Genomic DNA, 25,780 nt, shown 5'->3' on the forward strand with positions numbered 1-25,780 from the left:
GTAGAGAATGACGACAGGCAAAAAAACCTTTCCATGGTTAGCTACTCTAGTGACATTTTTCGCTATTGTCACGCTGCTGCGCCTTGGCTTTTGGCAATTGGAACGCATGCACGAAAAAGAGGAACGTCTGACTCAACTGCGACAAAGTCTAGCGCAGAAGCCAATGAACTTGAGTGATGTCAGTCAATTATCAACAGGGATCGCAGATTTGCCGGTAAACATTAAGGCCACTCTTGAAACCGAACATGTATTTTATTTGGATAATCGGATCGTTAACGGTGCTGTTGGATACGAAATCATAGTGCCAGCTGCAACTAGCCAAGGTCTGGTGCTACTTAATTGGGGGTGGATAAAGGCCAATGAGCGGCGTGAACATTTACCTGAGATCCAACTGCCAAAATCTAACGTGAGTGTTCGCGGTAATATTGTCATTCCGTCATTGAACCCGGTTATTCGTGAGACGGCAACGACGGCACGCGATTTTCCTATCGTTATCCAACAAATAGATATCGCGCTTATGGAGACTATGTTAAGTCGCCAATTATTGCCTTTTGTAGTCAACGTAGAAAGCAGTGGTGCTGACTTTATACGCAACTGGCAACCGGTGGTCATGCCGCCGGAAAAACACTTAGGTTATGCGTTGCAATGGTTTGGGTTGGCCTTTGCTGCGCTGGTTATTTTTCTCATCGCCCTGTTTAAAAGGAACTCCTTCAGTGACTAAATCAAACAAAGTAACAGTCTTATTGCTTGTTGTTGTTTTTGTATTGCCGGTAATTTTAGCCAAGTTTGCGCTTGATAATGATTGGTTTAATCGAGCGGCGACTAATCGAGGAGAGCTACTGCAGCCACCATTGGATGCCAATATTCTTTTAGAAGGTGCGGACCCAAGCTGGCGGATCCTTTACGTGCTGCCCTCCGCCTGCACCCAAGCCTGCGAAAATGCCTTGTATAGCCTGGAACAAGTTTGGGTAGCCCTAGGGCGCGAATCTGACCGTGCCCAGGCAACGGTGGTTATTAGTAATGTCAGCGACGCTGCAAAAGCCCAATCGCTTATCGGCAAAGAGCACCTGCATCTGTTAACAGTTGATCAGCAAAATGTTAATAAGGTGTTTAAAGATGACGCAGCAAATGGTATTTTCCTAGTTGACACAATGAACAACGTAATGCTGCGTTATCCATTGCAAGAACAACAACAAGAAGCTGTCATGCACAGCCGTGATATTTTGGCAGACCTGAAAAAATTGCTAAAACTGTCGCGGATTGGTTAGGGGAATTTTGGAATGAAAAAGCTGGTATTGGCGAGTATATTGCTGGCGCTCGTCGTCATCGTTTTGGGCGCATATACTCGATTGACCGATGCTGGATTAGGCTGTCCTGATTGGCCAGGTTGTTATGGCCACCTTACCGTACCTAAAACCGATGCACATGTTGCTGCTGCAAATGCGGCCTTCCCAGAGCGACCGGTTGAAGCAGAAAAAGCTTGGAATGAAATGGTGCATCGCTACTTTGCTGCCGCACTTGGCTTTTTTATTCTGGTAATTGCCGTTATAGCATTCATGAAGCGAAACTTTCATCGCCCATTAAAATTACCCTTAGTGTTACTTGGTTTAGTGATTTTTCAGGGCATGCTAGGGATGTGGACCGTCACTCTGAATCTATTGCCAGCGGTGGTAATGGGTCATTTGCTGGGAGGCTTCACAGTACTTTCCTGTTTGTTTTTGTTATACCTGCGCTTAACACCCTATCGAATCCCTGGCGGTGACCCACACCTTAAACCGCTGGCCAAATTTGCAGCACTGGGAATTGTTGTGCTGGTTTGTCAGATTGCATTAGGCGGCTGGACCTCTGCCAACTATGCAGCGCTTGCATGTACAGAGTTCCCAATATGTGAAGGCAATTGGACAGAGCGCCTAGATTTTATAGGCGCCTTTACCATCCCGCCGGCCGAAAATTATGAGTTTGGTGCGCACGATTATGGTGAGCGTATGACCATGCACATTATGCATCGCATTGGTGCTTTAGTTACCTTCATTTATTTATGTTGGTTAGCACTTGCTCTGTATAAGCGAGCGTCGTCCAATATGATAAAGAGCCTTGTGGTGTTAATGGTGTGTGTATTAGGGGTTCAAGTATTACTTGGCGTAAGTAATGTTGTGTTTAGTTTGCCACTTACCGTTGCTGTGGCGCACAACGCGGTAGCCGCTTGTTTATTACTGGTGATGGTTATGTTGACCTACACCCTATATCGCAAGATATAAATTCTTCAGGAGATTTTCGTGGCTCGTTCTATTCCCATTTCCAGTTCTTCTAAACCGACCTCAGCGCTCAACAAGTCAGCGACTTGGCGCGATTATTATGAATTAACCAAACCACGCGTTGTTATGCTGTTATTGCTAACGGCGTTGGTAGGTATGTGTCTTGCCAGTGAGACTTGGATTGCATGGCAAACATTGATTGCAGGTCTTTTGGGTATTGGTTTTCTGTCCTCAGCCGCCGCTGTTGTAAATCATGTGGTTGATCATCGCATTGATAGCCAAATGGCAAGAACCTTCAATCGCCCCGTTGCGCGAGGCAAAGTCTCAATCACGCGAGCCTTAGTTTTTGCGTTAGCGCTGACGGTAATCGGCATGGCAACCTTGTTGGTTTGGGTTAATGCGATTACTGCATGGCTCACTTTCGCCAGCCTCTTGGGATATGCCGTGGTATATACCATGTTCTTGAAACGCGCCACACCACAAAATATTGTGATTGGCGGGTTGGCCGGCGCAGCGCCTCCCTTACTCGGCTGGACGGCGGTAACGGGCGAAATTCATGCGCATGCACTGCTTTTAGTGTTGATAATTTTTACTTGGACGCCTCCCCACTTTTGGGCATTAGCGATCCATCGAGAGAAAGATTACGCGAAGGCAGAAATCCCCATGCTGCCAGTGACGCACGGCATAGCATTTACCAAAACCTCGGTACTACTGTATACCGTGTTACTGTGTCTGGTGTGTCTACTGCCGTATTTGGTTGGCATGACCGGACTCATTTATTTGCTGGGCTCAAGCCTGCTGAATGCTGGGTTTATGTATTACGCTTGGAAGCTCAAGTACGCGTGCGAAAGCCAAACAGCAATGCAAACCTTTAAGTTCTCCATCATTCACTTGATGGTCCTGTTTGTAGTTCTTTTAGTTGACCATTACGTAACGTTACCTGTATGAAGCAAAAAACCATTACCGGGATTGTCGCCGCTTTAGCTTTGGTTGGCGGTATTTACGCCGCAATTGTGATTGCCCCTCCGGGCTTTGATAGTGGCGCTTCAACCGGCGCGAGCGTTGATACGCAATATATGCAACGCTTTCCGCAGCCACGCGAGCTTACCGAATTTGCTCTGACCAATCATCAGGGTCAGGCGGTTGATAAGACAATGTTCAGCGGTAAATGGAGCCTTTTGTTTGTGGGGTATACCTACTGCCCGGATATTTGCCCAACCACATTAGCCGCAATAAACAGCGCTTATCCGGCATTAATGGCAGAAGCCAGCGATCCACTACAAGTGGTGTTTTTGTCGGTTGATCCAAAGCGCGATACCACTGAACGTTTAAACCAATACATGACTTTCTTCAATGACCAGTTTATTGGCATGACCGGAGAGCATGCACAGTTATTTCCGCTGGTTCGCAGTATGGGCATGATGTATTCCATGACCGATAGTACGGATAATCCAAATTATTTAGTTGATCACAGTGCTTCGGTTGTTGTGATAAATCCACAAGCACAGGTGATAGGGCGCTTTAAACCGCAACACACGCCGGGTGAACTAGCCATCAGCGACACAGATCAAATTCTCGCTGACTTGCCTATTATTATGCAGCAAGGCTAAGTCTTCTGCTTGTGTCACCGGTTGTAGCCGCTACATCTCAAGACGCACAAGAATTAGCACAACTGGTCTTCGCTTCAGCGCCTTTGCAACTTACTGAACTCTTTGGTCAAGGAGATCAGCTAAAAGCTCAAGCGTTTCTGCAGCGCAGTTTTCAAAGTGAGAATGGGCAGTATGGGTATGCTAATCATTTCGTGATCCGCAAGCATCAAGTGGTGGCTTGTGCTTGTGTTTGGCATGATCGCCTCGCTAGCGACTTTGATAAGGCCACGTTAGCCGCCATAGTGGCATTTTTTGGTGCTGAACAAGCCATGCAAATTTTACTAGCCAATCAATCATTGCAGGGTGATTTGCAATTCCCGCAGGCACATCAATTAGCCCTCGGGCATTTGAGTGTGGCTGAGTCAGCCAGAAAACAAGGCCTGGCAAAAGTCCTTATTGAGCACGCCAGCCAAATTGCGAGGCGACTCAATAAAGCTGAAATATGTGTGGATGTCGACAAAACTAATACCGCCGCATTAGCCCTTTACAGTAAGTGTAACTTCAACTATCTATCGACTTCACCCAGCGGGAAGCATGAGCGTTGGGTGAGAACTGTGTGATTAACCTAAGGTACAGAATCTTGTCTCAATCGTGATGGTCGGGCTAACTGCTTGTAACAATTTTCGTTTGCGAGCCGGTATGTAAGCCTTTAGGATTTTGCCATTAAACTTATTCCCGACTTGAGGTTGTTAGCTACGATGTTTCGCGTCTTTAGTCGTCGCTTGTTGTTTCTTGCTGTACTTGTCACAGTGTTGTCTGGTTGTGCACATTTTACAGACCGCAATAACGTCACGGTTATCGCGTCTAACTCAGGGCTCGTATCAAAAGCGAATGATGGTAGGTATGAGAACCTTTATCCTGATAAGCAAGATTATCCGGTCACCTGTGAACAAGATTGCTATCCAAAGACAGCGCAACTGGCTTGTGAAAATGATACAAGCAAGTGTTTGTATAACGGCCAGCGTAACGTTCCTGAGCTAAATACTGGCTTTGCGATCACCTGGATTGGGCATGCAAGCTTTTTGATTTCGCTGCCAGACAATACCCGCTTGTTATTTGACCCAGTTAGCACACAGTTTGACTGGCCGATCGATTGGTTACACGCGTTAAGTGGCGGTATAACTCGAAACGAACCGGAGTGGCCTGAAGCACAGGTTTCTGGTGTTGATGCTGTGCTTTATTCTCATCTGCATTACGATCACTTCAATAAATCCGATATTGCTCAATTAGGGAATGCACCAACTTACTTTGTCCATCAAGACACGGCGGATTATTTACCCCAGTTGGGATTAAACGTTAAGGAAATGAGCTGGTTCAGTAATTACCAATTGGGTGAAGTGCGTATCAGTGCCGTGCCTGCTCATCATTTTAATAGTCGCTACTGGGTGCCTTTGTTGTACGACGATAATGAAATGGCACTGTGGGGTGGTTGGTTACTAGAGTACCAAGATAAAACACTATTTTTTGCCGGTGATACTGGTTACTCAGCACATTTTAAAGACATTAAAAAGCACTACGGTAACATCGACATTTGCTTACTACCCATTGCTTCTTACTATCATCCTGAACACGGCAAGTGGTATCGCTACGTGCACACCACGCCAGAAGATGCGCTAATCGCTGCAGACGATCTTGGCTGCAAAGTGATGATCCCTTGGGGGTATGGCAACGCCAGTTGGCAAATGGGCGATCACTCGTCTCACTCCCCACTGAAGCGTTTATTGAAAATGCACCAAACAGTTAGTAGTCAGCTACCTGTGCTTATTCTCAATGAGGGAGAGAGCGTTTCGCTGTGATTGACTGAGCGCTATTCTGATCAACGGATGTGTGTTTCAATTCGGTACTTAATAGTATTAAAAAGAGAAAAGCTGAGGTCAGTCGGCGAAGAGTTATCAAGCACCACTAGGTTAAGTAATTTCATGGTCGATTTTTCGCAAAGACTCAAGGTCCCCAGGGAGTAATGATCTCCAAAACCGAGAAATGTGCGCCATAATTGAGTTTGATTAGAATTGCTAGTTATCCTGCAAAACCATAGGGTCAATAGTTTGATCATAAAATATCAGTTAATTGTTTTTTGATAACTCGTTGAATTTCTAGATTTGTTTATCCGATAGATTTTGTCGTGGTCGCTAGGGAAAGCATACTAAAGTAGCAAAAATACTCTCTTAAGAATTGGAAAGTGCTTATATGCATTAGCAATATAATGAGAATTCACTTTTTATAGAATAAGAGAGGTCAGGTATGAAGGTTATTATTAAATTCGTTGGAATATGTGCCACCATTTTGGGGCTTGTGATTGGTTGCGCAAAAGAGAGTGGTATTAATCAAACTATGGAACATGCATTAAAGCAAATTACGAGTGCCAAGAAATTGGTAACTTCAACCTCGACAGTTGAAGAAGCAAAAGTGAACAAAGAAGAATTGGCGCAATTTGGTAGAGCTTACGCGTCGGCAATGGATGAAATTTCGAAGCTCGACCAAACAGACAGGAGTGAGTCCATGGAGGTTACCCGTTGGATGCCTATTTTAGCGGCAGAACTTCAGCAACTGATGCTAGAGATAAATTCGATGCAAGCGAGAAGCCCAGAAGCTGCCGCAATAATTATCCCTGAATTGAAGAACTTCCAGCGATAATTATCTATTAAAATAGCGTTCTAGTTAGCATTTAGCTCCTGCAAAATAGGATTACTAAATTGAAATGAAATCAATCGCGATTAGCCAAGATAGTAAAATAGTTCAAGACTTCATTGAGCGAGAGCAGGCAAGAAAAATGGTGGCGATGTATAACTCAGTATTTGTTATGCAACTGTTACTAGGCACCGTATTTGTTGTTGTAGCATACAATTTATATGAGCCCGTCTATATCGGCCTGTGGTTTTTTTTGCATCAAACACTTTTATTCGCGAGAAAACTATTAATTGTTTGGCACCTTCGCAATTCACAAACAGAAGTCTTATCCAAACCCATTGAACATATTTCTCTTTTTCTCGTTGCATGCAGTTCCTTACTGTGGGGCAGTACGGCGTTTGCTCTAGACTTTGTTCAGCATCCACAAGAATCGGTATTTATTTTGGCGATAACCTTAGGGATAGGAGTTGGTGCAACAGTCCTAGGAGCTGTCTGGTATCGGTATTTTTACTACTATCTCATACCTTTTATGAGTCTTTTTGCAATTGCTTTTATCATCGGGGTTCCTGAACCATCATATCTTTTAGTGGCGGTTTATATCGCGTTTGCTCTTTTTACTCTTCGAACAGTTAATATTAGTTACAAAAATACTATTGAACATCTGTCCTTGGTGAAGGAAAACGAAATCCTTGTACAGACAACAAATCAATTTATTGCAGCAGCCAGTCACGATTTACGGCAACCTTCACAAGCTTTAAGTTTACTCATATCAGCACTGGAGGAAAGTCATCAAGAGGTGGACAGAGAGAAGCTGATTGTACATCTTAAAAAGAGCTCATCAACGCTCAACGATCTACTCACGAATATTTTAGATGTATCCAAGCTAAACAGCGAAACCTTTCAACCTGAGATTCGCCCAATAAACTTACAAGAAATATTCAAGTTAATGAAAAGTAATTTTACATCTAAGGCAGAGGCTAAGGGAATTGAGTTTTTCGTTTCGGATTTCGAATGCTGGGTAGAGACGGATCCAGTAATGATGGAGCGATTATTCTCAAACTTAGTGGATAACGCTATACGTTATACCAATTCTGGCAGTGTCAGAATTGACGTGGACATTGGAGAAAACAACCTTGTGTGCATCACGGTATCAGACACCGGTATCGGTATTGCGAGTGATAAGCAGGCATTTGTCTTCGAACCTTTTTATCAAATAAGTAATAAGGAAAGAAATAGCAACAAAGGATTTGGGCTAGGTTTGTCAATAGTTAATCGGATTGCACATAAGTTGAGTATTGAATTGGAGTTAGATTCTATCGAAGGTAAAGGAACGACTTTTAGACTCAATCTGTTCTATTGTGAGAAACCTGTGCAAGTTTTAAATAAAGAAGCCGTATCCTCTAGGTGGAGTTTGAGGAATAAGCGTATTTTAATTATTGAAGATAACGAAACTGTATTGGAAGGCTTAGTTTTCCAAGTTAATGTATGGGGCATGCAAGCCTGCATTGCCAGCGACGCCGAAGAGGCTCTAGACAAGATTCGAGGAACAGAACGGTTTGATGTCTTACTAGCAGACTTGAGACTGAAAAATGGTGACAATGGTATGGATGTGCTTGAAACATTAAAAAATGAACACAAGGCTTCTGGCACACCGGCAATTATTCTTAGCGGAGATACGGCCCCTAATGTCATAGATGAGGTGATAGATCGGGGCTTTATTTTGCTCCATAAGCCCACAAAACCTGCACACTTAAGGAGCGTCATCCAGCGCTGTGTGTTTACTGATTAACTACTTATTTAATATCCCCATGCTTTCAGCTTTACGTATACAATCAACCCGATTCTTCGCGGCAAGGATTTTGTATATTTTTTGTAAGTGTGATTTCACCGTAACTTCGCTGATAAACAAAACGCTAGCGATTTCATTATTAGATAACCCTGCATATAACATCTTTACAATTTCTAGCTGCCGGTTACTGAGTACGGTTTCAGTATTTTCTTCTGCGAATTTAGATATTTGGGTTAAACGCACTTTTATATGTTCGGGTAAAACGATTTCACCCATTAGTGCAAGTCGTATATATGATGCTATTTCTGCTGCTGAAATCGATTTAGGGATGACTCCCAATGCCCCCAAAGTTAGGGCTGTTTGAAATAGTTGCATATCTTCTGACGCAGACATTATGACGACCGGAGTGTCGATCCCTCGGTTGTTCATGCCAAGCATAAAGGAGATTCCATCTATTTCTGGCATTGACAGATCTAGAACGAGCAAGTCAGTCTGCGGATGAGCTTTCAAATGTTTCAGCGCTTTCTGAGGGCAAGTAAATGAATGGACGCAGAATTCTTCAGAGAATTGCTTTAGGCTTTCAGCTAAGCCGCAACTGAAAATAGGATGATCATCGAGACTCACGATTTCTATCATAGCACTAATTTAAGTTATTGAGTTTAATGTGGTCATGTTCACATAAAGCTAAAGATTACTCAGTGTTTTTACTACTAAAGTATGAATTTTCGCAGAGATACATATGTTGACGGATATCCTTAGTGAATTAACGTTGATAACTAGGATAACACTATGCGCAAGCTAACATTTGTATATATTTTAGGTTTGGGGCTTAGCGTAAGCGCTATAGAAGCAGAGGCTCAATTTTTCGATAAATTAAAAGAAAAAGCTGAAAAAGCCGTAAAGGTTTTAGAGAGCGCTGAGGATACTAAAAAGCAGGCCGATGAAACCTCCAGTTCTGTACAAGGAGCCCCGAGCTTAGATGGCGGGCCAAGTGAGCAACTGGTTCAATTCACCAAATGTGCTGGTCTCGAACTTGAGCAGGTGACTATAGGAAGTTTAGGTGATTACGAATTCCAACAAGGTTTCAGTAAAGAGAAGCGACGCGGATTTATTGATAGACAGCCAGGAAGCGTGTCCCAGGAGTGCATTCTACCTTCGATTAAGTCTCGTCAGATCATCTACATGGAAGTCGATTCTGCGAAGTACAAGGCGATGGGAAGTTCAAATGACTGGGAGATGCAGTGTGTTAGATCCGATGATCCGGGTGCAGGCGCAATCGATGAAGTAAAATCAGAATATCCTTCAAAGGTTGATTACTTATCACCCAAGGACTACATGTTGCATTGTGGGCACGATATTGAAAACGTTGCTCAGTGTGCAGAGGGGAGCAATAGTGATAGAAGCGCTGCTTGGGACAAAGATTTACAATCAAGAGGTAGAACTATGTTAAGTGTTCACGGCAACACAAGCACTCTAGCGCCAGCAAACGGGGAAAAACTTTATTGTCAGTATTACAATAAGTCCTCTGGGAAAAGCCTATTTGCATTTGAATACCTGAGAACTCGTAGATAGCAGCTAGTCCAAAGACAGGGCGCATTTAAAAAGGGGCAAAATATCAGGCGCCCCTTTTAACTTTATACATGCCCAAGACAAAATTGCCTTCACATTTTTTGATGGACAACTTATGCGTATCATTTTAGCTTTCCATGTTTTTTTTCTAAGTTTAAGTGCTTTTTCAGCGGATAAACATGAGAGTGCGTTCCAACATTTAGCCAGTTTAAGTGGAAAATGGCAGGGGAATTACCCAAATGGACGAATAATTGAAGTTGAATATGAATTAATATCGGGCGGCTACGCGTTGCTCGAACGATGGAGAATGTCTCCAACTCACCAATCCATTACTATTTATACAATCGATAATGGAAAATTAAATTTACGTCACTTCTGCCCGCAGGGTAACCAAGTTCAATTGACGTTGAATGAAATTGCTTCATCTGCTGGCCAGTATGTATTCGAGTTTGTTAACGCGACTAATACAGAAGCTCCAGATAAGTCGCATTTGTCTAATACCAATATTGCTTTTATATCAGATCAAGAGTTCGCTCGCGTGGAGGACTACAAGTTTAACCTCAAAGCAAACAGTTATGATAGGGGGCAGAGGGTCGTTTTCACTAAGATAAATTATCCAAGTGTTGATGATTAAAATTGCCATACCTTTGCGACACTAGCAATTGGGGGCTCAGATTAGGATTTTGAAGATATTTTAAGGATTAATTGTATGCACTTCAGTCAGCATGGTACTTACTCGATTGAACAAAGAAAGAATATTCTGATTGTAGATGCCGCAGGTCCATTTAACGAAGAGTTTATCCAAGCATACAAGGTCGATTTAGAAAAACATTTGTCCAAACTTAAAAATCAATGTTGGGCGCAAATGATGACCCTGCACGGACTAAGTTTATTAACTCCAGAAGCTGAGAAGGCGTTGATATTTAGTTTGAAGCTATTAAGAGAAAGAGGGCTTGCTGCCACAGCCATTATTCCTCGCTCCTCTTTTTTGATCGTGAAAGAACATATCTCTAGGGTTTATTCACTCGCTGGAGTAAGACATGGTTTTTTTGAGCGAGAATCTCAGGCTCATGATTGGTTAAGAAATGTATTGAGCGAAGGTGTAAAGTAGTCTAAATATCTATAAATTTGTATTTTAACTGCTTTTCGGACTTTAACTGCGGTGTTACAGAAAGATGGTTTTGGATTGCATATTTGTTAATCAAATAACAAATGCGATATTAGACCGCAAGTTTCTATGCTTAATCCGGATATTGCCCATTCTCATCAGCGACAAAAAACGGTTGAGAGTACCAATGGAAGCGACCCGATTGCTTGCTTGGTGCAGTACAATTTACCCGACTGCGCCCTGCGCTCAGCGCTTTGGGTAAACTAAAGCTAAAACTATTCGTCGTGGCATTGAGTTCAAGGGGTTTGTTCTCAAAAAAACAAGTGACAGCAGTGCCTGAGGGTGGTGTTGCTTGCAGGTTTAGAGTTACCGTGGGTTTGCTACCCAAGGTTTGCATGGGTTCAACCTCATCACTTTTTATCGCCAATGGCAGGCTATTCAATTTCACCTTAAGTGTGTCTAAGTTGGCGTAAATACCCGCAGCAGGGAAGCGCGGTATAGCACCAAAATCGCTAACGCTACCAGCGGCCCCTGAGTGTTGCCCGAATCCTATATAACCGCGTTGTAGCAGTTGTTGCTTCAAGCGTTGATTAAATTCTCCAAAGGGATAAGCCACATATTTCAGGGAATAGCCTAAGCGTTCGGCGATGATTTGTTCGGCGGACTCAATATCATCGAGGGTTCGTTGTAACCATGCTTCTTCACTTTCATTCATTTCGCGTGTCAGTAGATGATTGTGGTGAAGGCTATGATTGGCAAATAAAACCCCTTCATCGGCCATTTGCGCCATCTCCTCCCAGCTAAGATGACCTGCTTGCACGCCGACTACACCGGGGTTTACGAAAATGGTGTAGGGCATTTTATAGCGTTTGAGTATGGGGTGTGCATTTTCCAAAATATTGCGATAACCGTCATCAAAGGTGATCACAACAGCGTTGTCAGGCAGTCGCCCATTTCCTCGCATGGCGGTGACTGCTGTTTGCAGGTCGATAACAGTGTGGTGTTTGCTCAAATACTCTAAATGCGTAGCAAATCTCTTGGGAGTAATACTGGTCGAGGCAGGCGTATCCTCGGCAACATGATGATAGAGCAGGATAACGGCGCTTGTACCGCTGTGTGCCGTTTGAGCGTGCGCAAGTGAGAACGCCCCGGCAAAAACTAGCGTAACAAGGACCTTGAACACACTCGCGAAATAGCGTGGCATAGATTCTCCTCAGAATTAAGTGCGCGCTCGCAGGATTTTATCTGTGATTCGGGTATTCTATTGTAAATTAGCCACGACTGGATCACTTCTGCTGTTGTTTAGCCGATTATTTCAACCTCATCAACGGATTATTGCGCTCGCAATCCCGATGATAATCGCCAACATTACTACGCCGTTACTGGGGTTGGTCGATACTGCCGTACTTGGTCACTTGCCATCGGTCGAAGCGCTCGCGGGGGCTTCAATTGGTGCTTTAGTGATCACGCAGATTTATTGGGTTAGCGGGTTCTTGCGAATGTCTGTTACAGGTCTGAGTGCGCAAGTAAAAGGTGCGGCTACAACATTAACGCTGCCAGCCCGTAACGCATACGCAAAACCTCTATATCAAGGGGCTGGCTTGGCTATGCTGCTCGCGATTCTGGTTGCTATGGCGATGCAATGGTTGATCCCGCTGGCGCAATGGATGGCAGAAACCGATGCGTTAACCAATCAGTTTATTAAAGAGTATCTATCCGTTCGGGTGTATGGAGCGCCTGCAGCGCTACTTAACTTAGTTTTGGTTGGTTGGTTAGTTGGTCAGCAGCAAACGCGAGCGGTGCTTGTTATCCAAGTACTAGGCAATGTGCTGAACATTCTGTTGAATGTGATTTTTGTGTTTGGCTTTGAGCTAAATGTGATGGGCGTAGCGGCAGCAACCGTATGTGCTGAATACGCCATGCTAGCCATGGGCGCAGTACTGGCGCTGCGGCCCTTAGCTGCTCGACTACCGGCTTTACATTGGTTCGCACCGCGGGAGTGGGGAGCCATAGTATCACTCAATACGGCAATGTTTGTGCGTAACCTCACGCTCCAATTATGTTTAGCGTTTATTACTTTTCAAGGTGCGCAGCTTGGCGCCCAAACGGCAGCAATCAATGCGATTTTGATGCAATTTTTTGTCCTGATTGCGCTAGGGCTTGATGGCATTGCTTATGCGGTTGAAGCACTGGTTGGCGAGGCTAAGGGGCAGAAGCGCTCCGAACAGATCCATCAGCACACCACTGGTGGTTTGATTTGGTCATCTGCGTTTGCCTTGGTTTATGCCGCCTTGTTCTTTGGGGTGGGCGAATGGGTCATTAGTTTATTAACCAATAAACCGGAACTGATGGACGCAGCCAGCGCATTTTTGCCGTTAATGTGGTTTTTACCCTTAATAGCCCACTGGTGTTTTCTATTTGACGGTGTTTTTGTTGGCTTTAGTGACGCAAAATCCATGCGCAATACTATGGCCTTAAGTGCATTGGGTGTGTTTTTTCCCGTTTGGTGGCTGTTGCAACAGCATGACAATTGGGCACTGTGGTGGGCGTTTCTAGCATTCCTTGCTGCGCGTGGTTTCAGTCTTGGTTGGATTTATCTTGATCGCTGGCGAAAGGATCATTTGCTCGATTGAGCTCACGTTGTTCAATAACGCGAGCAAACCGATTGGCGAACATGCCCCAGTACCCCCACATAGCAAAAAAGAAGCCTAGCAATAGTGTACTCATTGACACTAGGGTGAATACAAAGGAGGTTGCAGGCAACGCTATTAGTAGTACCAAGCCAAACGCAAATACGCCTAAACCGAGCTTAAACCGTTGCCAGCTCCGCACTGGATTTTGTCCAGCGCGGTACAGGGTGTGCTTGATCCGTGTCACGTTGGCCGCTTAATAGTAGGAGTGCTCTCCGGCCTGGTGTTCAGTGGCATCTTTGACGCCGGTTAGTTCACCTGAGAATTGCGCCAGCATTTGCTTTTCAATGCCGTCTTTAAGGGTTACATCGACCATAGAGCAGCCGTTACAGCCACCACCAAATTGCAGTACAGCAATACCGTCTTCGGTTACTTCCATTAATGAGACCTTACCACCATGGCTAGCCAAATTAGGGTTAATCTCTGTTTCGATCATGTAATTAATCCGCTCAACCAAAGGTGCATCGTCATCTAACTTACGGGCTTTAGCATTCGGCGCTTTGAGGGTTAGTTGCGAACCCATTTGGTCAGTAACAAAATCAATCTCTGCCTCTTCAAGAAAAGGGGCACTTTCTTGATCAACAACAGCGTCAAAGCCATTGAAATTAAGGCGTACATCTTGATCTTCAACGGCATCTGGTGGGCAATAAGATACGCCACACTCTGCGCCAGAGGTGCCAGGATTGACAACAAAAACCCGGATATTCGTGCCCTCAGCTTGTTTAGAAAGCAATTTAACGAAGTGTTCTTGGGCTTGTTCTGAAATTGTGATCATAATACCAACCTAAAAATCGCATTACCGCGTATGATAACAAAATTAACCAAGTAAAACACTCAGGTATTATGGCTTTTTTTCATTATTTATACTTATCCGTTGAATTAAGATAAGGTGAGCCAAATCCCAAAAATTTGCTTGAACATCAGAAGTAAGAGGCATTATGAGCACATGCAGGTTGAAACGTCGTTTTGGTAGCAGATTAAAACAGCATCTATTGTCTGTTTTTCTAATGAGTTGTGGACTGCTTTTCAGTTACAGCAGTATCGCGGGTAAGCCCACCCACAACTATTTACCACAAGGTATCCAATATGATCAGTCGGTACCGCTACCTGAAAGCATTCTCGGCGCTGAGGTCGGTGAATGGCATGTAAGACACGATCAGCTTGTTAGCTATATGTATGCGCTTGCTGCAGCATCCGAACGAATTACGATTACGGAAACCGGACGCACACATGAGAATCGTCCACTGTTGCTTCTAACGATTACGTCGCCAGAAAACCAGCAGCAGATAGATAGTATCCAGCAAACCCATATTCAAACTCTGCAAGCCGGCAACAAACCAAGCAATGATGCCCCCGTTATCTTATACATGGGCTACAGTGTTCACGGCAATGAACCCTCAGGGGCAAATGCAGCGTTGTTGGTAGCCTACTATCTAGCAGCGGCCCAGAGCGAAGCGGTTAATACGTTACTGAGCGAGAATGTCGTTCTGCTTGATCCGTCATTAAACCCCGATGGCCTATCACGCTTTGCACAATGGGCGAATATGCATCGAGGCAAAGTGTTAAATGCTGATCGAGACCACCGGGAGCATCAGGAAGGTTGGCCGTCCGGCCGCACAAACCATTATTGGTTTGATTTGAATCGTGATTGGTTATTGTTAACACATCCAGAATCTCGCGCCAGAATAAAGCAGTTTCATGCATGGCGCCCACATATTCTCACTGATTTTCATGAGATGGGTACCGACAGTACCTACTTCTTCCAGCCGGGTATCCCGAGTCGCAAGAATCCATTAACACCGCAATCCAACGTAACGCTGACGGAGGCATTGGCAGAGTTTCATGCGCAGGCCTTTGATGCTGAGGGCGTCTTGTATTTTAGCGAAGAAAGCTTTGATGATTTTTATTATGGTAAAGGCTCCACCTATCCCGATGCACACGGCAGTATCGGTATTTTATTTGAGCAGGCGAGCAGTCGGGGCCATTTGCAAGAGTCGATTAACGGCGAGCTTGAGTTTGCTGAGACTATCCAAAACCAAGTAACCACCAGTTTGTCGACCTTTGCAGGCGCATTGGCGAACAAGCAAGCTATTTTAAAATATCAACATCAGTTCTATCAGGACACACAAGAATTGGCTGAGCAGGACCGCACGCGAGGGTACCTGATCCAAGCCACTTTAGATAATGCGCGCATGCAAGCGCTAACTGACATTTTGCGTCAGCATCAGATTGAGTTTGCGTATTTATCTTCTGATTTTGAGAGTGAGGGTGTTGCATACCCAGCAGGGAGCGTATTTGTTGGGGTAGATCAAGCGCAATACCGTTTGTTGAGTTCGCTTTTTTCCACTCAAACCAGCTTTGCCGACAATACGTTCTATGATGTATCCAGCTGGAACTTGCCATACGCCTTTGACTTAAACTATCAAGACGTCGACAAGAGTATGCTGCGCAAGCTTAAGCTGGCAGACAGTATCTCTCAACCGCAGCAACAGAGCATCCCAACAAACGCATACGCTTATGCGATTGACTGGAACAGTTACGATGCGCCAGCCCTATTAAGTGAATTGTTACGTTTGGATGTGAAGGTGCGCATAGCGGGGGCTGGTTTTACCGCACAAACGCTCCAGCAAAGTAGAGATTTTGCCCCCGGAACGTTAGTGATCCCGCGTGGATTAGAACAACCCCAAAATTTTGTAAGCGAACTACAACGCTTAGCTGCAAACTATCAACAGCCGGTCTACGCCATCGTATCGGGTTTGACACCGCAAGGTATTGATCTAGGGTCACGTCAGCTTGAGCCAGTCAGCGCACCGCGTATCGCAATCATCGGTGGCAATGGTATATCCCAATATGAAGTTGGCGAAATTTGGCATTACCTTGATACGCGCATGCAAGTACCGGCTTCAATCATCGAACAATGGCGACTTGATCGGGTCGACCTTGCCCAATACAGCCACATTGTTCTCGCTAATGGTAATTATTCCAGCTTGTCGAAAAAGGCGATTGATGAGCTCACTCGTTGGGTTAACGCTGGTGGCGTGCTTATTGGGCAGAAACGCGGTATGGAGTTTATGATTGAAAAGCAGTGGTTAAAAGCTGAAATGATGCCTTCCAGTGAAGTGGATAAGTTATTTTCAACGAAGAACCTCAGCTATTCACAGCGCAGTGAGCTGGCGGCTAAAAAGCTCATTGCCGGCACTGTATTTATGACCGATGTAGATGTGACGCACCCGCTTGCGTTTGGTTTAGCCGACGCCAAGCTGCCGATGTTTAAAACTAACAACGCAATTATCCGCAACATTGATAATCCATTTATCGTGCCATTTACCTACACTGCAGAGCCTTTGTCGTCTGGGTATGCCGATCCTAAACTGGCTGAGTTGATTGCTGAAACCCCTGCTGCGGTTGCGCATCGTTTGGGACAGGGCAGAGTGATTGGCTTCGCTGATAATTTAAACTTTCGTGGCTATTGGTACGGCACAAGTAAAGTCTTTGCCAATGCCATATACATGGCGAGTTTAATCGACGCGCGGTAATGTAATTGCGAGCGACCAGACCTCTAATTCAATATGTGGATTGGTCGCTCTAACTGCATTTAACATGGCTTGCATGGTGGCCCCTGTGGTTACCACATCATCGAAGATCGCGACACGTTTAACGCTAGGCTCGAACGATTTACACGCAAAACTATTGTCCATATTCATCAATCGGTCAGCCCGCGATAAAGTGCGTTGAGGCGGTGAAAGCCGCGTTTTTACCAGCCCAGAATCAAGTACCGGAACGTTTAGCTGTTTGCCGATGGCAATGGTTAGTTCGCGAGTATGGCTGAATTGTCGTTTTAAATACCGTGAGAAGTGCATGGGGGCAGGCAATATCAGATCAGGTAATTGCTTTGGCCGCGATTTTACTCCAGCACTGAAAAGCCGTGCTAGCGGGGCTATGTAAAACAACTTACCTTGTAACTTAAGTTCGGCAATCCAATGCGAAAATGGGTAAGAGTATTCGCAGGTTACATGTAAAGGTGCAAGCAGGTGCGGCCTGATGCTTTGCGCTACCCTTGGCCAGTTGCGTAGGTCATAGTTGTAACTTGGCATTGGCAGGGTTCGAATTTGCGCGGCACAATAAGGACAGGGCTGTTCGATGGTTGGAAACAGGCACGCAATACAGCGTTGCCCCAAAACGTGCAATAATCCGGTTTTTAGTCTTGCTAACCCTTTTACCAGCATACCGCAGAGGTACCCTTGAGTATAACCAAAGCGCAAATTGTGCATCCTCAGTCTAAGCTTGTCAGCTGTACCTATAGTCATGAGAGCGCGGCCTCAGACTGTGAACTCGTGTTGATTCATGGATGGGGGCTAAATAGTGGGGTTTGGCAATCAGTGATTCCTGAACTTGTAGAATTTGCGCGAATTACAACCATTGATTTACCCGGGTTTGGACTCAATAGCACGGTCTTGCCTGATGATTACTCGTTAGTAAATATTGTTGAGTTGATCAGCCAAACGCTACCTGATAATTCAGTCCTAGTGGGATGGTCTTTGGGAGGCTTAGTCGCGCAGTCAATAGCAATTGAGCAGCCGGAACGCTTGTCCGGACTGGTAACGGTGGCGTCAACGCCGTGCTTTGCACAGAAGACTGATTGGCACGGTATTAAGCCTGAAGTGCTTAATGCATTTGAAGCGCAATTAGAGCATGACTTTGCTAAAACACTAGCACGCTTTCTCGCCATTCAGGCCCTTGGTAGTCCATCTGCCAAAGCGGATATAAAACTCATTCAACAACAGGTGCAAGCTTTCCCTGATCCGTCACATGTTGCCTTAATGGATGGCCTCGCTCTACTGTCGTCCGTCGACCTACGTGAATCAATCGCACGAATCATGTGCCCTACATTACGTTTGTACGGCCGGTTAGATTCATTAGTACCGTATGATGTCATCGCGCAGATACAACAATTACAACCTAATGCCCACTATGATGTTGTTCCACACGCGGCGCATGCTCCTTTTATTTCCCATCGTCAACTATGGGTAGAGAAATTACAGCAGTTTATTCAGTCTATATAGCCATTCACGCTAGTTTTCGCGGTGGATATAGCGAAATAGATGATAAAAAGGGTTCAAAAAATAACCAATTTCAGGCATACTAACGTGGAGGTAGTGTGAGGGTAACTGTATGCCAATTGATACAGGATATAACGTTAATTCAGCGATCTTATCAGGTCAGTTTGGATTAAATCGAGCGTCTGAGGGGATCACTCAGGCCTCATTAAACATCGCGCAGCGAACGGCGCAGCAGGACGTTGCTCAAAATGGCCCTGCGGGCGTGTTGTTGGGTGCAGCAGAGCAGCAAATCAGTAACTTGCGTAATACGTTGCCATCGCCTGGCGACAGTTTAACTAGTGATTTATTGTCGTTGCAGATAAACGCACGAAATGCGCAGGCGTCGGCAGCCGTGGTTGATACCGCGGATGAGACAATCGGTCGAATAATAGACATTTTCGCCTAATCGATAGTCTTATGAATATTGTCACGCCAATCCCAACCGGTATTGTCTTCACCAATACCAATTTGAATACCGAGTCGGCTCGGCGAGAAAACCTTGCGCGTGAAACTATTCCACAAACAGGAGCTAACGAGAACTCAGAAGCAAAATCTGGACTCGGCTCTGAATCTGACCGCCTGAAAAACCCGGGCCAGCAACCAGCGCCGCTCGTATATGAACGCCCGCAACCCAACCCTAATGCGAGCCCACAAGCCTTCGCTGGTGAAGGCGCGTTTGACAATGCTAACGATCAGAGTGCAGGTAAAGAAAACGCTGAGGAGCGTCAGCGCGAAGAACAAGAGCAGCGTGATGAGCGCGAGATTCAGCGGTTAAAACAGCGCGACAGTGAGGTTCGTAGTCACGAACAAGCACACGCAAGTGTAGGCGGGCAGTATGCCGGTGCTCCTAGCTACGAATATGAAACGGGTCCTGACGGTAAGCGTTATGCCGTTGGCGGAGAGGTTTCAATTGACGTAGGCGAAGAATCCTCGCCCGAGGAAACCTTAAGAAAGATGCAACAGGTCAAGGCGGCTGCACTCGCGCCGGCTGAACCTTCACCACAGGATTTACGTGTTGCCAGTGAGGCCACACAAAAAGCGTTTGAAGCGCGCAGCGATATTGCGCAAGAACGTGCTGAGGAACTTGCGAGAGCAGCCAATCCAACTGAGCAGAAAGCTAATCCCGCACAACCCGAAGTGCCAAGTCTTGATGAGATTGTCGATGGTATTGATATTTCAATCCCCGAGCGCACATTGGACAATAATGGCTTTGGTGCCAGCGCTGCGGTCGATCGCGAGTCATTGAGCACCTCGCAGCAGCGTGAAACGTTAAAGCAGGATGAGCAAACATTGAAACGCGTTGATGTTATTCAGTCACGTTATCTTTCGATCGTTACTCCTAACGAAACAGGTTTTTCTGCCGTAGCCTAACATTGCGGTTGCGATGATACCTGCTGGCCCTTTACACTCGAACTATTCTTCGACCTCGCTGAATTTAGCATGCTTGTCAGTCCAGACTTCTTTTACCTTGATTTAGGCATTACGGCTTTTGTTCTCGTCGTTGCCGTGCGGCTTTCGTTTATTCGTATCGATTGGTTGCCTTTATTGAGCATTGTGGCTCTAAGTTCCTTTGTATCACTCATGCCTGTTATCGGCGTTGTAATCGGTGCCGCAGTTTACTGCTTTTTATTGGTATTTAGGTCGAATGCGGAATGGATTGATGGGATCTGGTTTTGGCTGTTTGCCAAGTTGGTCAGTGTAGGTTTTGGCTTTATCACCGGAGACATTAGTGTTGGCTAAGTCCAAGGATAAAAATTACCATCAAGGGTTGGTCACTATTGGCCTTATTAATCCTAAGTCAGCGACCAACGTTGGTGTTATTCTGCGTGCGTGTGGATGCTATGGTGCGAGCAGTATTTTTTATACCGGAGAACGCTTTCGCCACGCTAAAGCCTTCCACACAGACACGAAGAATACGCATCAACAAGTACCAACCATCGGCGTAGATGACATCATGGCCATGCAACCGAAAGGTGCTGAATCCGTTGTCATTGAATTAGTTGAGGGGGCCTTACCACTACCTCAGTTTGTCCATCCGACAAACGCCTACTACATTTTTGGCCCAGAGGATAACTCTGTTCCGCAGGACGTCATTGACCAAGCCGATCATGTGGTGTACATCCCTACTCGCAGTAGCATGAATCTGGCCGCAACGGCCAATGTAGTGCTTTATGATCGAATGGCTAAAAGTGATTATCCGCACGGAGATGAATTTATCCGGCAGGTGCGTGATACCAATAATAATGCCAAAGTAACAAAGTAGGCTCGTCGGTATTATTCGGGCTTAAACACTCCAATAACATCACCTGTTCCCTTTGCTGCCTGTTTTACCTCATTCCCAGTTTGCGATTGGTGATAACCACAAGACACACATTCCATTTTTTCGACATTGTTTTCAAAGAACAACATCAAAGTATCCATGGACTGACATTTTGGGCACTTTGCCCCGGCGATAAATCGCTTCTTGACACGTTTGGTCATAGTACTCTGTAGCTTACTTAAAAACTCTATTGTACCTATACGTAGGCCGATAACCTAACGATCGAATTTACTCTGTTTATTACCGTAACTCACGTTTTACCCAATACGGCTAAAATGCCGAAAAAATCCTCATGAACGCTGATGATTTACCCTCTTTTAGGCTTATGCCATGCGTTGTGTGCTCCAATGTTTACTAACTAACTAACCCTTTTGAGGTGAATTTTGCTATTATCCGCAGCGTTTTTTACTCCCTGACGGATCCTATGATAAAGCTTACCGATCTCACCTTAATGCGCGGTCGCAAAGTCTTGCTGGAAGGTGCTAGCATTGAAATACCACCGGGCCAAAAGGTCGCCGTGATAGGTGCCAATGGTTGCGGAAAGTCGAGCTTATTTGCTGCTCTGCGCGGCGAACTTGTACCTGAAGAAGGTGAACTCTACGTCCAGCCTCATTGGCGTATTGTGTCGGTTGCTCAAGAAGTCACAGCAACCGAACGCAAGGCACTTGATTATGTCATTGACGGAGACGCTCATTTAAGAGGTCTGCAAGCCGAGCTGGCCAGCATAGAGCAGCTTGATCATGCAGAGCATGGTGCGCGGGTTGCCGAGTTGCATGCTGACCTAGAGCACGCAGGGACTTACACTGTGGAATCGAAGGCAGCTACCATTCTAGCAGGGCTAGGATTTAAGCAGGGGCAGTTGTCACAGCCCGTCAGTGCCTTTTCTGGTGGTTGGCAAATGCGTTTGAATCTTGCACAGGCACTGTTGTGCCCATCTGATTTGCTCCTCCTTGACGAACCCACCAACCATCTAGACTTAGATGCAGTAATATGGCTAGAACGCTGGATCCAAAACTATCCAGGTACTTTATTACTTATCTCGCATGACAAAGCCTTTATTGACAGCTGTGCTGACCGCATTATGAGCGTAGAACAGCAACAGCTGGTCGGATATACCGGTAACTATAGCGCCTACGAAAAGCAGAAAGCTGAGCGAGCGCGTTTACAGTCGATAGAATACGCAAAACAGCAAGATAAAATAGCGCATCTACAGTCGTTTATAACCCGCTTTAAAGCCAAGGCGTCGAAAGCGAAGCAAGCACAAAGTCGTGTTAAGCAGCTAGAAAAGATGGAGCTATTGTTGCCGGCACATATGGACTCCCCGTTTTCTTTCGCCTTCGCTACACCTGACAAGCTTCCGAATCCATTGATCAGTATGGAAGATGTTCAGATTGGGTACGGCGAAAAGGTAATCTTGCATGACGTGAAGCTAAACCTTGTGCCAGGCAGCAGAATTGGTCTATTAGGTCGCAATGGTGCGGGTAAATCCACATTGATAAAATTACTCGCGAATGAACTCAACCCCATGTCTGGGCGTTATGATTTGTCCGCTGGCTTACATGTCGGTTATTTTGCTCAGCATCAGCTGGAATATTTGGATTTGGAGGCTTCAGCATTAACTCATATTCAACGCCTGGATCCGAAAGCCAGTGAGCAATCCATTCGCGACTATTTAGGTGGCTTCAATTTTCATGGTGATAGCGCGTTAGGGCCTGTTGCCCCATTTTCGGGTGGTGAAAAAGCGCGTTTAGTACTGGCTATGATTGTTTATCAAAAGCCAAACCTACTGCTACTTGATGAGCCCACGAATCATCTTGATTTAGATATGCGAGAAGCACTCAATATGGCCTTGCAAGGGTACGAGGGAGCTATGATTTTGGTGTCGCATGATCGCTTTTTATTGGAAAGCGTCAGCGAAGAGTTTTATCTAGTTGATGCAGGCGAAGTTGCTCAGTTTAAAGGTGATCTAAATGATTATCGGATTTGGCTTGCCGAGTCTGAAAAGCGTTTAGCAAACGCACAATCTGAGGGTACATCAACTGCGGTAGCCAAGGCGGTGGATAAAAAAGAGCAAAAGCGCTTAGAGGCAGAGTTCCGACAACGTACGTCGCCGTTACGGAAGCAAATTTTGGCTGATGAAAAAGCCATCGCAAAACATCAAGAAACATTAATACAATTGCAGGCACTGTTGGCAGACCCTGAAATTTATGCAGAGTCGAATAAATTGAAGCTAAAAGATATACTCAGCCAAGAAACTGAATGTAAGTTGGCACTTGCTAGCGTGGAAGAACTTTGGATGGAGAGGCTGGATGAGCTAGAACAGCTTGAGGCTGAGTTTAATCTAGGAGAATAAACAGCATGCTAATTGATCGGCTTTCTGCCTGGAATTATGCACTGCAGCTATACGCATTTCCTAGCGTTGCGTGCGATTTAATTCAGTTACAAGATGAATTTGACTGTAATGTGAATGTGTTATTATTTTGCCAATATTTGGATTCGCTACGGGCGGATGTTTACGGGCTAGAATTTGCTGAACTTGAGGGGTTGCTCGAACCCAGTTCACAAACGATTGCAGCGCATCGGCAAAAGCGCCGTATTGCCAAACATAAACAGCCTGAGAGTTATCAGTTGCTTAAGCAACAAGAATTGGAACTAGAACAATTGCAACATCGTTCGTTAGTTGCAATTGTTAATCAATACGTTGATCAAAAAGGTCAGGTCGCGAGCGAGCATGGCGAGCGAGAGCCGATACTAATGACCTATTTAGCTTATTGCCAAGTACCGTTGCATCAGCGTCAGCGGTTGGCGTCGTTGATGAAAACGGCTAATCAAGGATTAAGGAGTGAGAGTGAGTCACATTGAATTTGGCCGCAAAGCACATGGACGATTGCTTAAGAGCGAATTTAGACCTGCGTTTTGGGCACGCAACCGGCACATTCAAACTTTGTGGCCGCGTTTTTTGCAGAAGCGTAAGAAAATAGCCATCCGTAACGAACGAGTTGCAACCCCTGATAACGATTTCATTGACTTAGCTTGGTCACCAAAACCGCAGATATGCAAAGGTCTGGTAGTTATTTTTCACGGTTTAGAGGGTAGCATTCGTTCACATTATGCAAATGACCTGTTTGCTTCTTTGTTTGCGCAAAATTGGCAGGCTGTCTTGATGCATTTTCGCGGTTGCAGCGGCGAGCCCAATAACACCACTCGAACCTATCATTCTGGTGACACCCGCGATGCTAAGTTTATTCTCGAGCGCCTTAGAAAGCAGTTTCCGGATCAATTTTTTGCTGGTGTGGGCTTTTCCCTCGGCGGCAACATGCTGCTTAAGCTGTTAGGTGAAAATCCATTACAAAAATGGTTACAAAGCGCTTGTGCAATTTCAGCACCGCTCAAGTTGGCAGAGTGTGCACAAAGCTTAAATCAAGGCTTCTCGCGCGTTTATCAGCGTTATTTGCTGGCCAGTATGCGACGTACCCTATTGCTTAAAATGCAGCGTTTAGATTACAGCAACGAACTGGTGCTGACTGAGGAGCAAGTGAAAAGAATAAAGTCTTTTCGTGAGTTTGATGAGTTGATAACGGCTCCTATCCATGGCTTTGAAGATGCAATCGACTACTATGAAAAGTGCAGCGGATATCATTACCTACAAGCGATCCGTACACCAACCTTGGTGCTGCACGCCAAAGATGATCCTTTCATGAACGAGAATGTCATACCTGAGGAGCATGACCTTGCCCGCTCCGTGACATTAGAGTTAAGTGAAAAAGGCGGGCACGTCGGGTTTATGCAAGGAACTCCTTGGCGGCCCAGGATATGGCTGCATGAGCGTTTGGAGCGTTTCTTGGACGAGCAGTTGAGCCATTGGCAGGCAGCAACTAAATGATCATTCCAATTGAAGAAATTGCTCCAGAAACGCTGCGCAATGTGGTGGAAAGTGTTGTTCTGCGTGAGGGGACGGACTATGGCGAATCTGAAGTTGAGTTTACGACTAAAGTTGAGCAGGTCTTGCAGCAGTTACGCACGGGTGAAGCTCAGCTGCAATATTCTGAATTACATGACAGTGTGGATATAATTAAAAAGCGCAATTAACGCCGGTTAGAAAAACTGAATTGACATAAGGTCATGATTTGATGAATAAGGGAACTCAATCAAGCATTACCTAATACTGCTTTGTGGTTTACCGAGAAAATTGAAACTGAGTCCAAGTGCTACGGTCAGTATCAATTGCGTCATTGGGAAAAGAAAAGGTGGCTCCGTACTCTCCTGCCTGGTGAACGCCGCTGATGCTAATCATCATGTTCCAATTTTTCTCTGGAAATTTACTTCTAAGTATTTGAATTTCTCGATGAGATCCTTTCAGAAACTTTGTCCTAGGGCCGTTATCAGTATCTTCAGTGCCTGCGAATGGCACCCAAAAGCCTCCCCAGTCTCGTAAGTCCCAAAATACAGATTCACCCCACTTTTGACCTGCGGTTATTCTTTCTGCCAATTGAGCTGAGGCATGAAGATTATGTAGATTTCCGGTTTCAGTATTTTCGATGTAGATATCAATAACGGTGTAATCTTCCTCTTTGCCTTTTGCACATACGTACAAGGCATCGTCATCGTGCATCAAGTAAATTGCGGCATTTTTGTTGTATAAAATGACTAACCCGTATGGGTGCGATAAAGTA

General features: G+C 45.2%; 30 protein-coding genes. 23 read left to right on the forward strand and 7 right to left on the reverse strand.

Features of this window, described 5'->3' with window-relative positions:
* The first annotated feature begins 7 nt into the window (after nucleotides 1-7).
* From CSH92_RS15275 to CSH92_RS15315, 9 genes are all read left to right on the forward strand, one after another.
* Entirely contained in the window at nucleotides 8-721 is a 714-nt protein-coding gene (locus CSH92_RS15275; protein WP_100658514.1) for an SURF1 family protein, read from the forward strand.
* A complete protein-coding gene (locus CSH92_RS15280; RefSeq protein WP_100658515.1) occupies nucleotides 714-1,268 on the forward strand; it encodes a hypothetical protein in 555 nt (184 codons plus the stop codon). Before CSH92_RS15275 ends, CSH92_RS15280 begins: the two co-directional genes overlap by 8 nt.
* Nucleotides 1,269-1,280: 12 nt before the next feature.
* The gene (locus CSH92_RS15285) at nucleotides 1,281-2,258 is read left to right on the forward strand and encodes a COX15/CtaA family protein (RefSeq protein WP_100658516.1); all 978 of its coding nucleotides are present in this window, start codon (nucleotides 1,281-1,283) and stop codon (nucleotides 2,256-2,258) included.
* Between the two features lie 30 nt (nucleotides 2,259-2,288).
* Entirely contained in the window at nucleotides 2,289-3,203 is a 915-nt protein-coding gene (gene cyoE, locus CSH92_RS15290; RefSeq protein WP_420807515.1) for a heme o synthase, read from the forward strand.
* On the forward strand, nucleotides 3,200-3,865 hold the full coding sequence (locus CSH92_RS15295) for an SCO family protein (protein ID WP_100658518.1): 666 nt from the start codon (nucleotides 3,200-3,202) through the stop codon (nucleotides 3,863-3,865). Before cyoE ends, CSH92_RS15295 begins: the two co-directional genes overlap by 4 nt.
* Nucleotides 3,866-3,876: 11 nt before the next feature.
* Nucleotides 3,877-4,464 (forward strand): GNAT family N-acetyltransferase, encoded by a 588-nt coding sequence (locus tag CSH92_RS15300; protein WP_100658519.1) that lies wholly within the window; start codon nucleotides 3,877-3,879, stop codon nucleotides 4,462-4,464.
* A gap of 138 nt (nucleotides 4,465-4,602) precedes the next feature.
* Complete coding sequence (locus tag CSH92_RS15305; protein ID WP_100658520.1) at nucleotides 4,603-5,700, forward strand: MBL fold metallo-hydrolase; 1,098 nt, start codon at nucleotides 4,603-4,605, stop codon at nucleotides 5,698-5,700.
* Nucleotides 5,701-6,145: 445 nt separating this feature from the next.
* On the forward strand, nucleotides 6,146-6,538 hold the full coding sequence (locus CSH92_RS15310) for a hypothetical protein (RefSeq protein ID WP_100658521.1): 393 nt from the start codon (nucleotides 6,146-6,148) through the stop codon (nucleotides 6,536-6,538).
* 64 nt (nucleotides 6,539-6,602) lie between these two features.
* Nucleotides 6,603-8,321, forward strand: coding sequence for an ATP-binding response regulator (locus CSH92_RS15315; RefSeq protein ID WP_100658522.1), 1,719 nt, complete (start codon nucleotides 6,603-6,605; stop codon nucleotides 8,319-8,321).
* Here the strand turns inward: CSH92_RS15315 and CSH92_RS15320 are convergent, their stop codons facing one another.
* The gene (locus tag CSH92_RS15320) at nucleotides 8,322-8,945 is read right to left on the reverse strand and encodes a response regulator (RefSeq protein WP_164084767.1); all 624 of its coding nucleotides are present in this window, start codon (nucleotides 8,943-8,945) and stop codon (nucleotides 8,322-8,324) included.
* 165 nt (nucleotides 8,946-9,110) lie between these two features.
* On the opposite strand from CSH92_RS15320, the gene CSH92_RS15325 reads away from it, so the two are divergent.
* From CSH92_RS15325 to CSH92_RS15335, 3 genes are all read left to right on the forward strand, one after another.
* A complete protein-coding gene (locus tag CSH92_RS15325; protein WP_100658524.1) occupies nucleotides 9,111-9,893 on the forward strand; it encodes a hypothetical protein in 783 nt (260 codons plus the stop codon).
* A 112-nt stretch (nucleotides 9,894-10,005) separates the two neighbouring features.
* Nucleotides 10,006-10,524, forward strand: coding sequence for a hypothetical protein (locus CSH92_RS15330; RefSeq protein WP_100658525.1), 519 nt, complete (start codon nucleotides 10,006-10,008; stop codon nucleotides 10,522-10,524).
* 75 nt (nucleotides 10,525-10,599) lie between these two features.
* Nucleotides 10,600-11,001 (forward strand): hypothetical protein, encoded by a 402-nt coding sequence (locus CSH92_RS15335; RefSeq protein ID WP_100658526.1) that lies wholly within the window; start codon nucleotides 10,600-10,602, stop codon nucleotides 10,999-11,001.
* A gap of 130 nt (nucleotides 11,002-11,131) precedes the next feature.
* Here CSH92_RS15335 and CSH92_RS15340 read toward each other — a convergent pair whose 3' ends face one another.
* Nucleotides 11,132-12,202 carry a polysaccharide deacetylase family protein gene (locus CSH92_RS15340; RefSeq protein WP_100658527.1) on the reverse strand — a complete coding sequence of 357 codons (1,071 nt, stop codon included), beginning with the start codon at nucleotides 12,200-12,202 and terminating at the stop codon, nucleotides 11,132-11,134.
* A gap of 43 nt (nucleotides 12,203-12,245) precedes the next feature.
* On the opposite strand from CSH92_RS15340, the gene CSH92_RS15345 reads away from it, so the two are divergent.
* Nucleotides 12,246-13,631 (forward strand): MATE family efflux transporter, encoded by a 1,386-nt coding sequence (locus CSH92_RS15345; RefSeq protein ID WP_420807514.1) that lies wholly within the window; start codon nucleotides 12,246-12,248, stop codon nucleotides 13,629-13,631.
* Here the strand turns inward: CSH92_RS15345 and CSH92_RS15350 are convergent.
* Together CSH92_RS15350 and nfuA are read right to left on the reverse strand one after the other, a co-directional pair.
* Nucleotides 13,576-13,875 (reverse strand): hypothetical protein, encoded by a 300-nt coding sequence (locus CSH92_RS15350; protein ID WP_240612837.1) that lies wholly within the window; start codon nucleotides 13,873-13,875, stop codon nucleotides 13,576-13,578. The genes CSH92_RS15345 and CSH92_RS15350 overlap by 56 nt on opposite strands.
* Nucleotides 13,876-13,884: 9 nt before the next feature.
* Nucleotides 13,885-14,463, reverse strand: coding sequence for a Fe-S biogenesis protein NfuA (gene nfuA / locus CSH92_RS15355; RefSeq protein ID WP_100658529.1), 579 nt, complete (start codon nucleotides 14,461-14,463; stop codon nucleotides 13,885-13,887).
* 163 nt (nucleotides 14,464-14,626) lie between these two features.
* Here nfuA and CSH92_RS15360 point away from each other — a divergent pair, with 163 nt between their 5' ends.
* Nucleotides 14,627-17,224, forward strand: coding sequence for a M14 metallopeptidase family protein (locus tag CSH92_RS15360; protein WP_100658530.1), 2,598 nt, complete (start codon nucleotides 14,627-14,629; stop codon nucleotides 17,222-17,224).
* On the opposite strand, the gene CSH92_RS15365 is transcribed toward CSH92_RS15360, so the two are convergent.
* The gene (locus CSH92_RS15365; protein WP_164084765.1) at nucleotides 17,207-17,995 is read right to left on the reverse strand and encodes a ComF family protein; all 789 of its coding nucleotides are present in this window, start codon (nucleotides 17,993-17,995) and stop codon (nucleotides 17,207-17,209) included. The genes CSH92_RS15360 and CSH92_RS15365 overlap by 18 nt on opposite strands.
* A 27-nt stretch (nucleotides 17,996-18,022) precedes the next feature.
* Here CSH92_RS15365 and bioH point away from each other — a divergent pair, with 27 nt between their 5' ends.
* The 5 genes from bioH (at nucleotide 18,023) to CSH92_RS15390 (ending at nucleotide 21,050) form a co-directional block, all read left to right on the forward strand.
* Nucleotides 18,023-18,751 carry a pimeloyl-ACP methyl ester esterase BioH gene (bioH, locus tag CSH92_RS15370; protein ID WP_240612838.1) on the forward strand — a complete coding sequence of 243 codons (729 nt, stop codon included), beginning with the start codon at nucleotides 18,023-18,025 and terminating at the stop codon, nucleotides 18,749-18,751.
* A 109-nt stretch (nucleotides 18,752-18,860) separates the two neighbouring features.
* The gene (locus tag CSH92_RS15375; RefSeq protein WP_100658532.1) at nucleotides 18,861-19,193 is read left to right on the forward strand and encodes a hypothetical protein; all 333 of its coding nucleotides are present in this window, start codon (nucleotides 18,861-18,863) and stop codon (nucleotides 19,191-19,193) included.
* Between the two features lie 11 nt (nucleotides 19,194-19,204).
* On the forward strand, nucleotides 19,205-20,158 hold the full coding sequence (locus tag CSH92_RS15380) for a putative metalloprotease CJM1_0395 family protein (RefSeq protein ID WP_100658533.1): 954 nt from the start codon (nucleotides 19,205-19,207) through the stop codon (nucleotides 20,156-20,158).
* Nucleotides 20,159-20,227: 69 nt separating this feature from the next.
* Nucleotides 20,228-20,527 carry a hypothetical protein gene (locus CSH92_RS15385; RefSeq protein WP_100658534.1) on the forward strand — a complete coding sequence of 100 codons (300 nt, stop codon included), beginning with the start codon at nucleotides 20,228-20,230 and terminating at the stop codon, nucleotides 20,525-20,527.
* Nucleotides 20,517-21,050 carry an RNA methyltransferase gene (locus tag CSH92_RS15390; RefSeq protein WP_240612839.1) on the forward strand — a complete coding sequence of 178 codons (534 nt, stop codon included), beginning with the start codon at nucleotides 20,517-20,519 and terminating at the stop codon, nucleotides 21,048-21,050. The genes CSH92_RS15385 and CSH92_RS15390 overlap by 11 nt, the downstream gene beginning before the upstream one ends.
* An 11-nt stretch (nucleotides 21,051-21,061) precedes the next feature.
* Here CSH92_RS15390 and CSH92_RS15395 read toward each other — a convergent pair whose 3' ends face one another.
* On the reverse strand, nucleotides 21,062-21,268 hold the full coding sequence (locus CSH92_RS15395) for a YheV family putative zinc ribbon protein (RefSeq protein WP_100658535.1): 207 nt from the start codon (nucleotides 21,266-21,268) through the stop codon (nucleotides 21,062-21,064).
* 263 nt (nucleotides 21,269-21,531) lie between these two features.
* Between CSH92_RS15395 and CSH92_RS15400 the strand changes: the two genes are divergently transcribed.
* The 4 genes from CSH92_RS15400 to CSH92_RS15415 are packed head-to-tail and all read left to right on the forward strand — an operon-like array spanning nucleotide 21,532 to nucleotide 25,196.
* Nucleotides 21,532-23,460, forward strand: coding sequence for an ATP-binding cassette domain-containing protein (locus CSH92_RS15400; protein WP_100658536.1), 1,929 nt, complete (start codon nucleotides 21,532-21,534; stop codon nucleotides 23,458-23,460).
* 5 nt (nucleotides 23,461-23,465) lie between these two features.
* Nucleotides 23,466-23,969 carry a TIGR02444 family protein gene (locus CSH92_RS15405; RefSeq protein ID WP_100658537.1) on the forward strand — a complete coding sequence of 168 codons (504 nt, stop codon included), beginning with the start codon at nucleotides 23,466-23,468 and terminating at the stop codon, nucleotides 23,967-23,969.
* Nucleotides 23,956-24,990, forward strand: a complete 1,035-nt coding sequence (locus CSH92_RS15410; protein ID WP_240612840.1) for a hydrolase — start codon at nucleotides 23,956-23,958, stop codon at nucleotides 24,988-24,990. The genes CSH92_RS15405 and CSH92_RS15410 overlap by 14 nt, the downstream gene beginning before the upstream one ends.
* Nucleotides 24,987-25,196, forward strand: coding sequence for a YheU family protein (locus CSH92_RS15415; RefSeq protein WP_100658538.1), 210 nt, complete (start codon nucleotides 24,987-24,989; stop codon nucleotides 25,194-25,196). Before CSH92_RS15410 ends, CSH92_RS15415 begins: the two co-directional genes overlap by 4 nt.
* An 88-nt stretch (nucleotides 25,197-25,284) precedes the next feature.
* Here the strand turns inward: CSH92_RS15415 and CSH92_RS15420 are convergent, their stop codons facing one another.
* Nucleotides 25,285-25,719 carry a hypothetical protein gene (locus CSH92_RS15420; RefSeq protein ID WP_100658539.1) on the reverse strand — a complete coding sequence of 145 codons (435 nt, stop codon included), beginning with the start codon at nucleotides 25,717-25,719 and terminating at the stop codon, nucleotides 25,285-25,287.
* Nucleotides 25,720-25,780 lie beyond the last annotated feature (61 nt).

It is taken from the genome of Neoalteromonas flava (assembly GCF_002807685.1).
Taxonomy (GTDB): domain Bacteria; phylum Pseudomonadota; class Gammaproteobacteria; order Enterobacterales; family Alteromonadaceae; genus Alteromonas_E; species Alteromonas_E flava.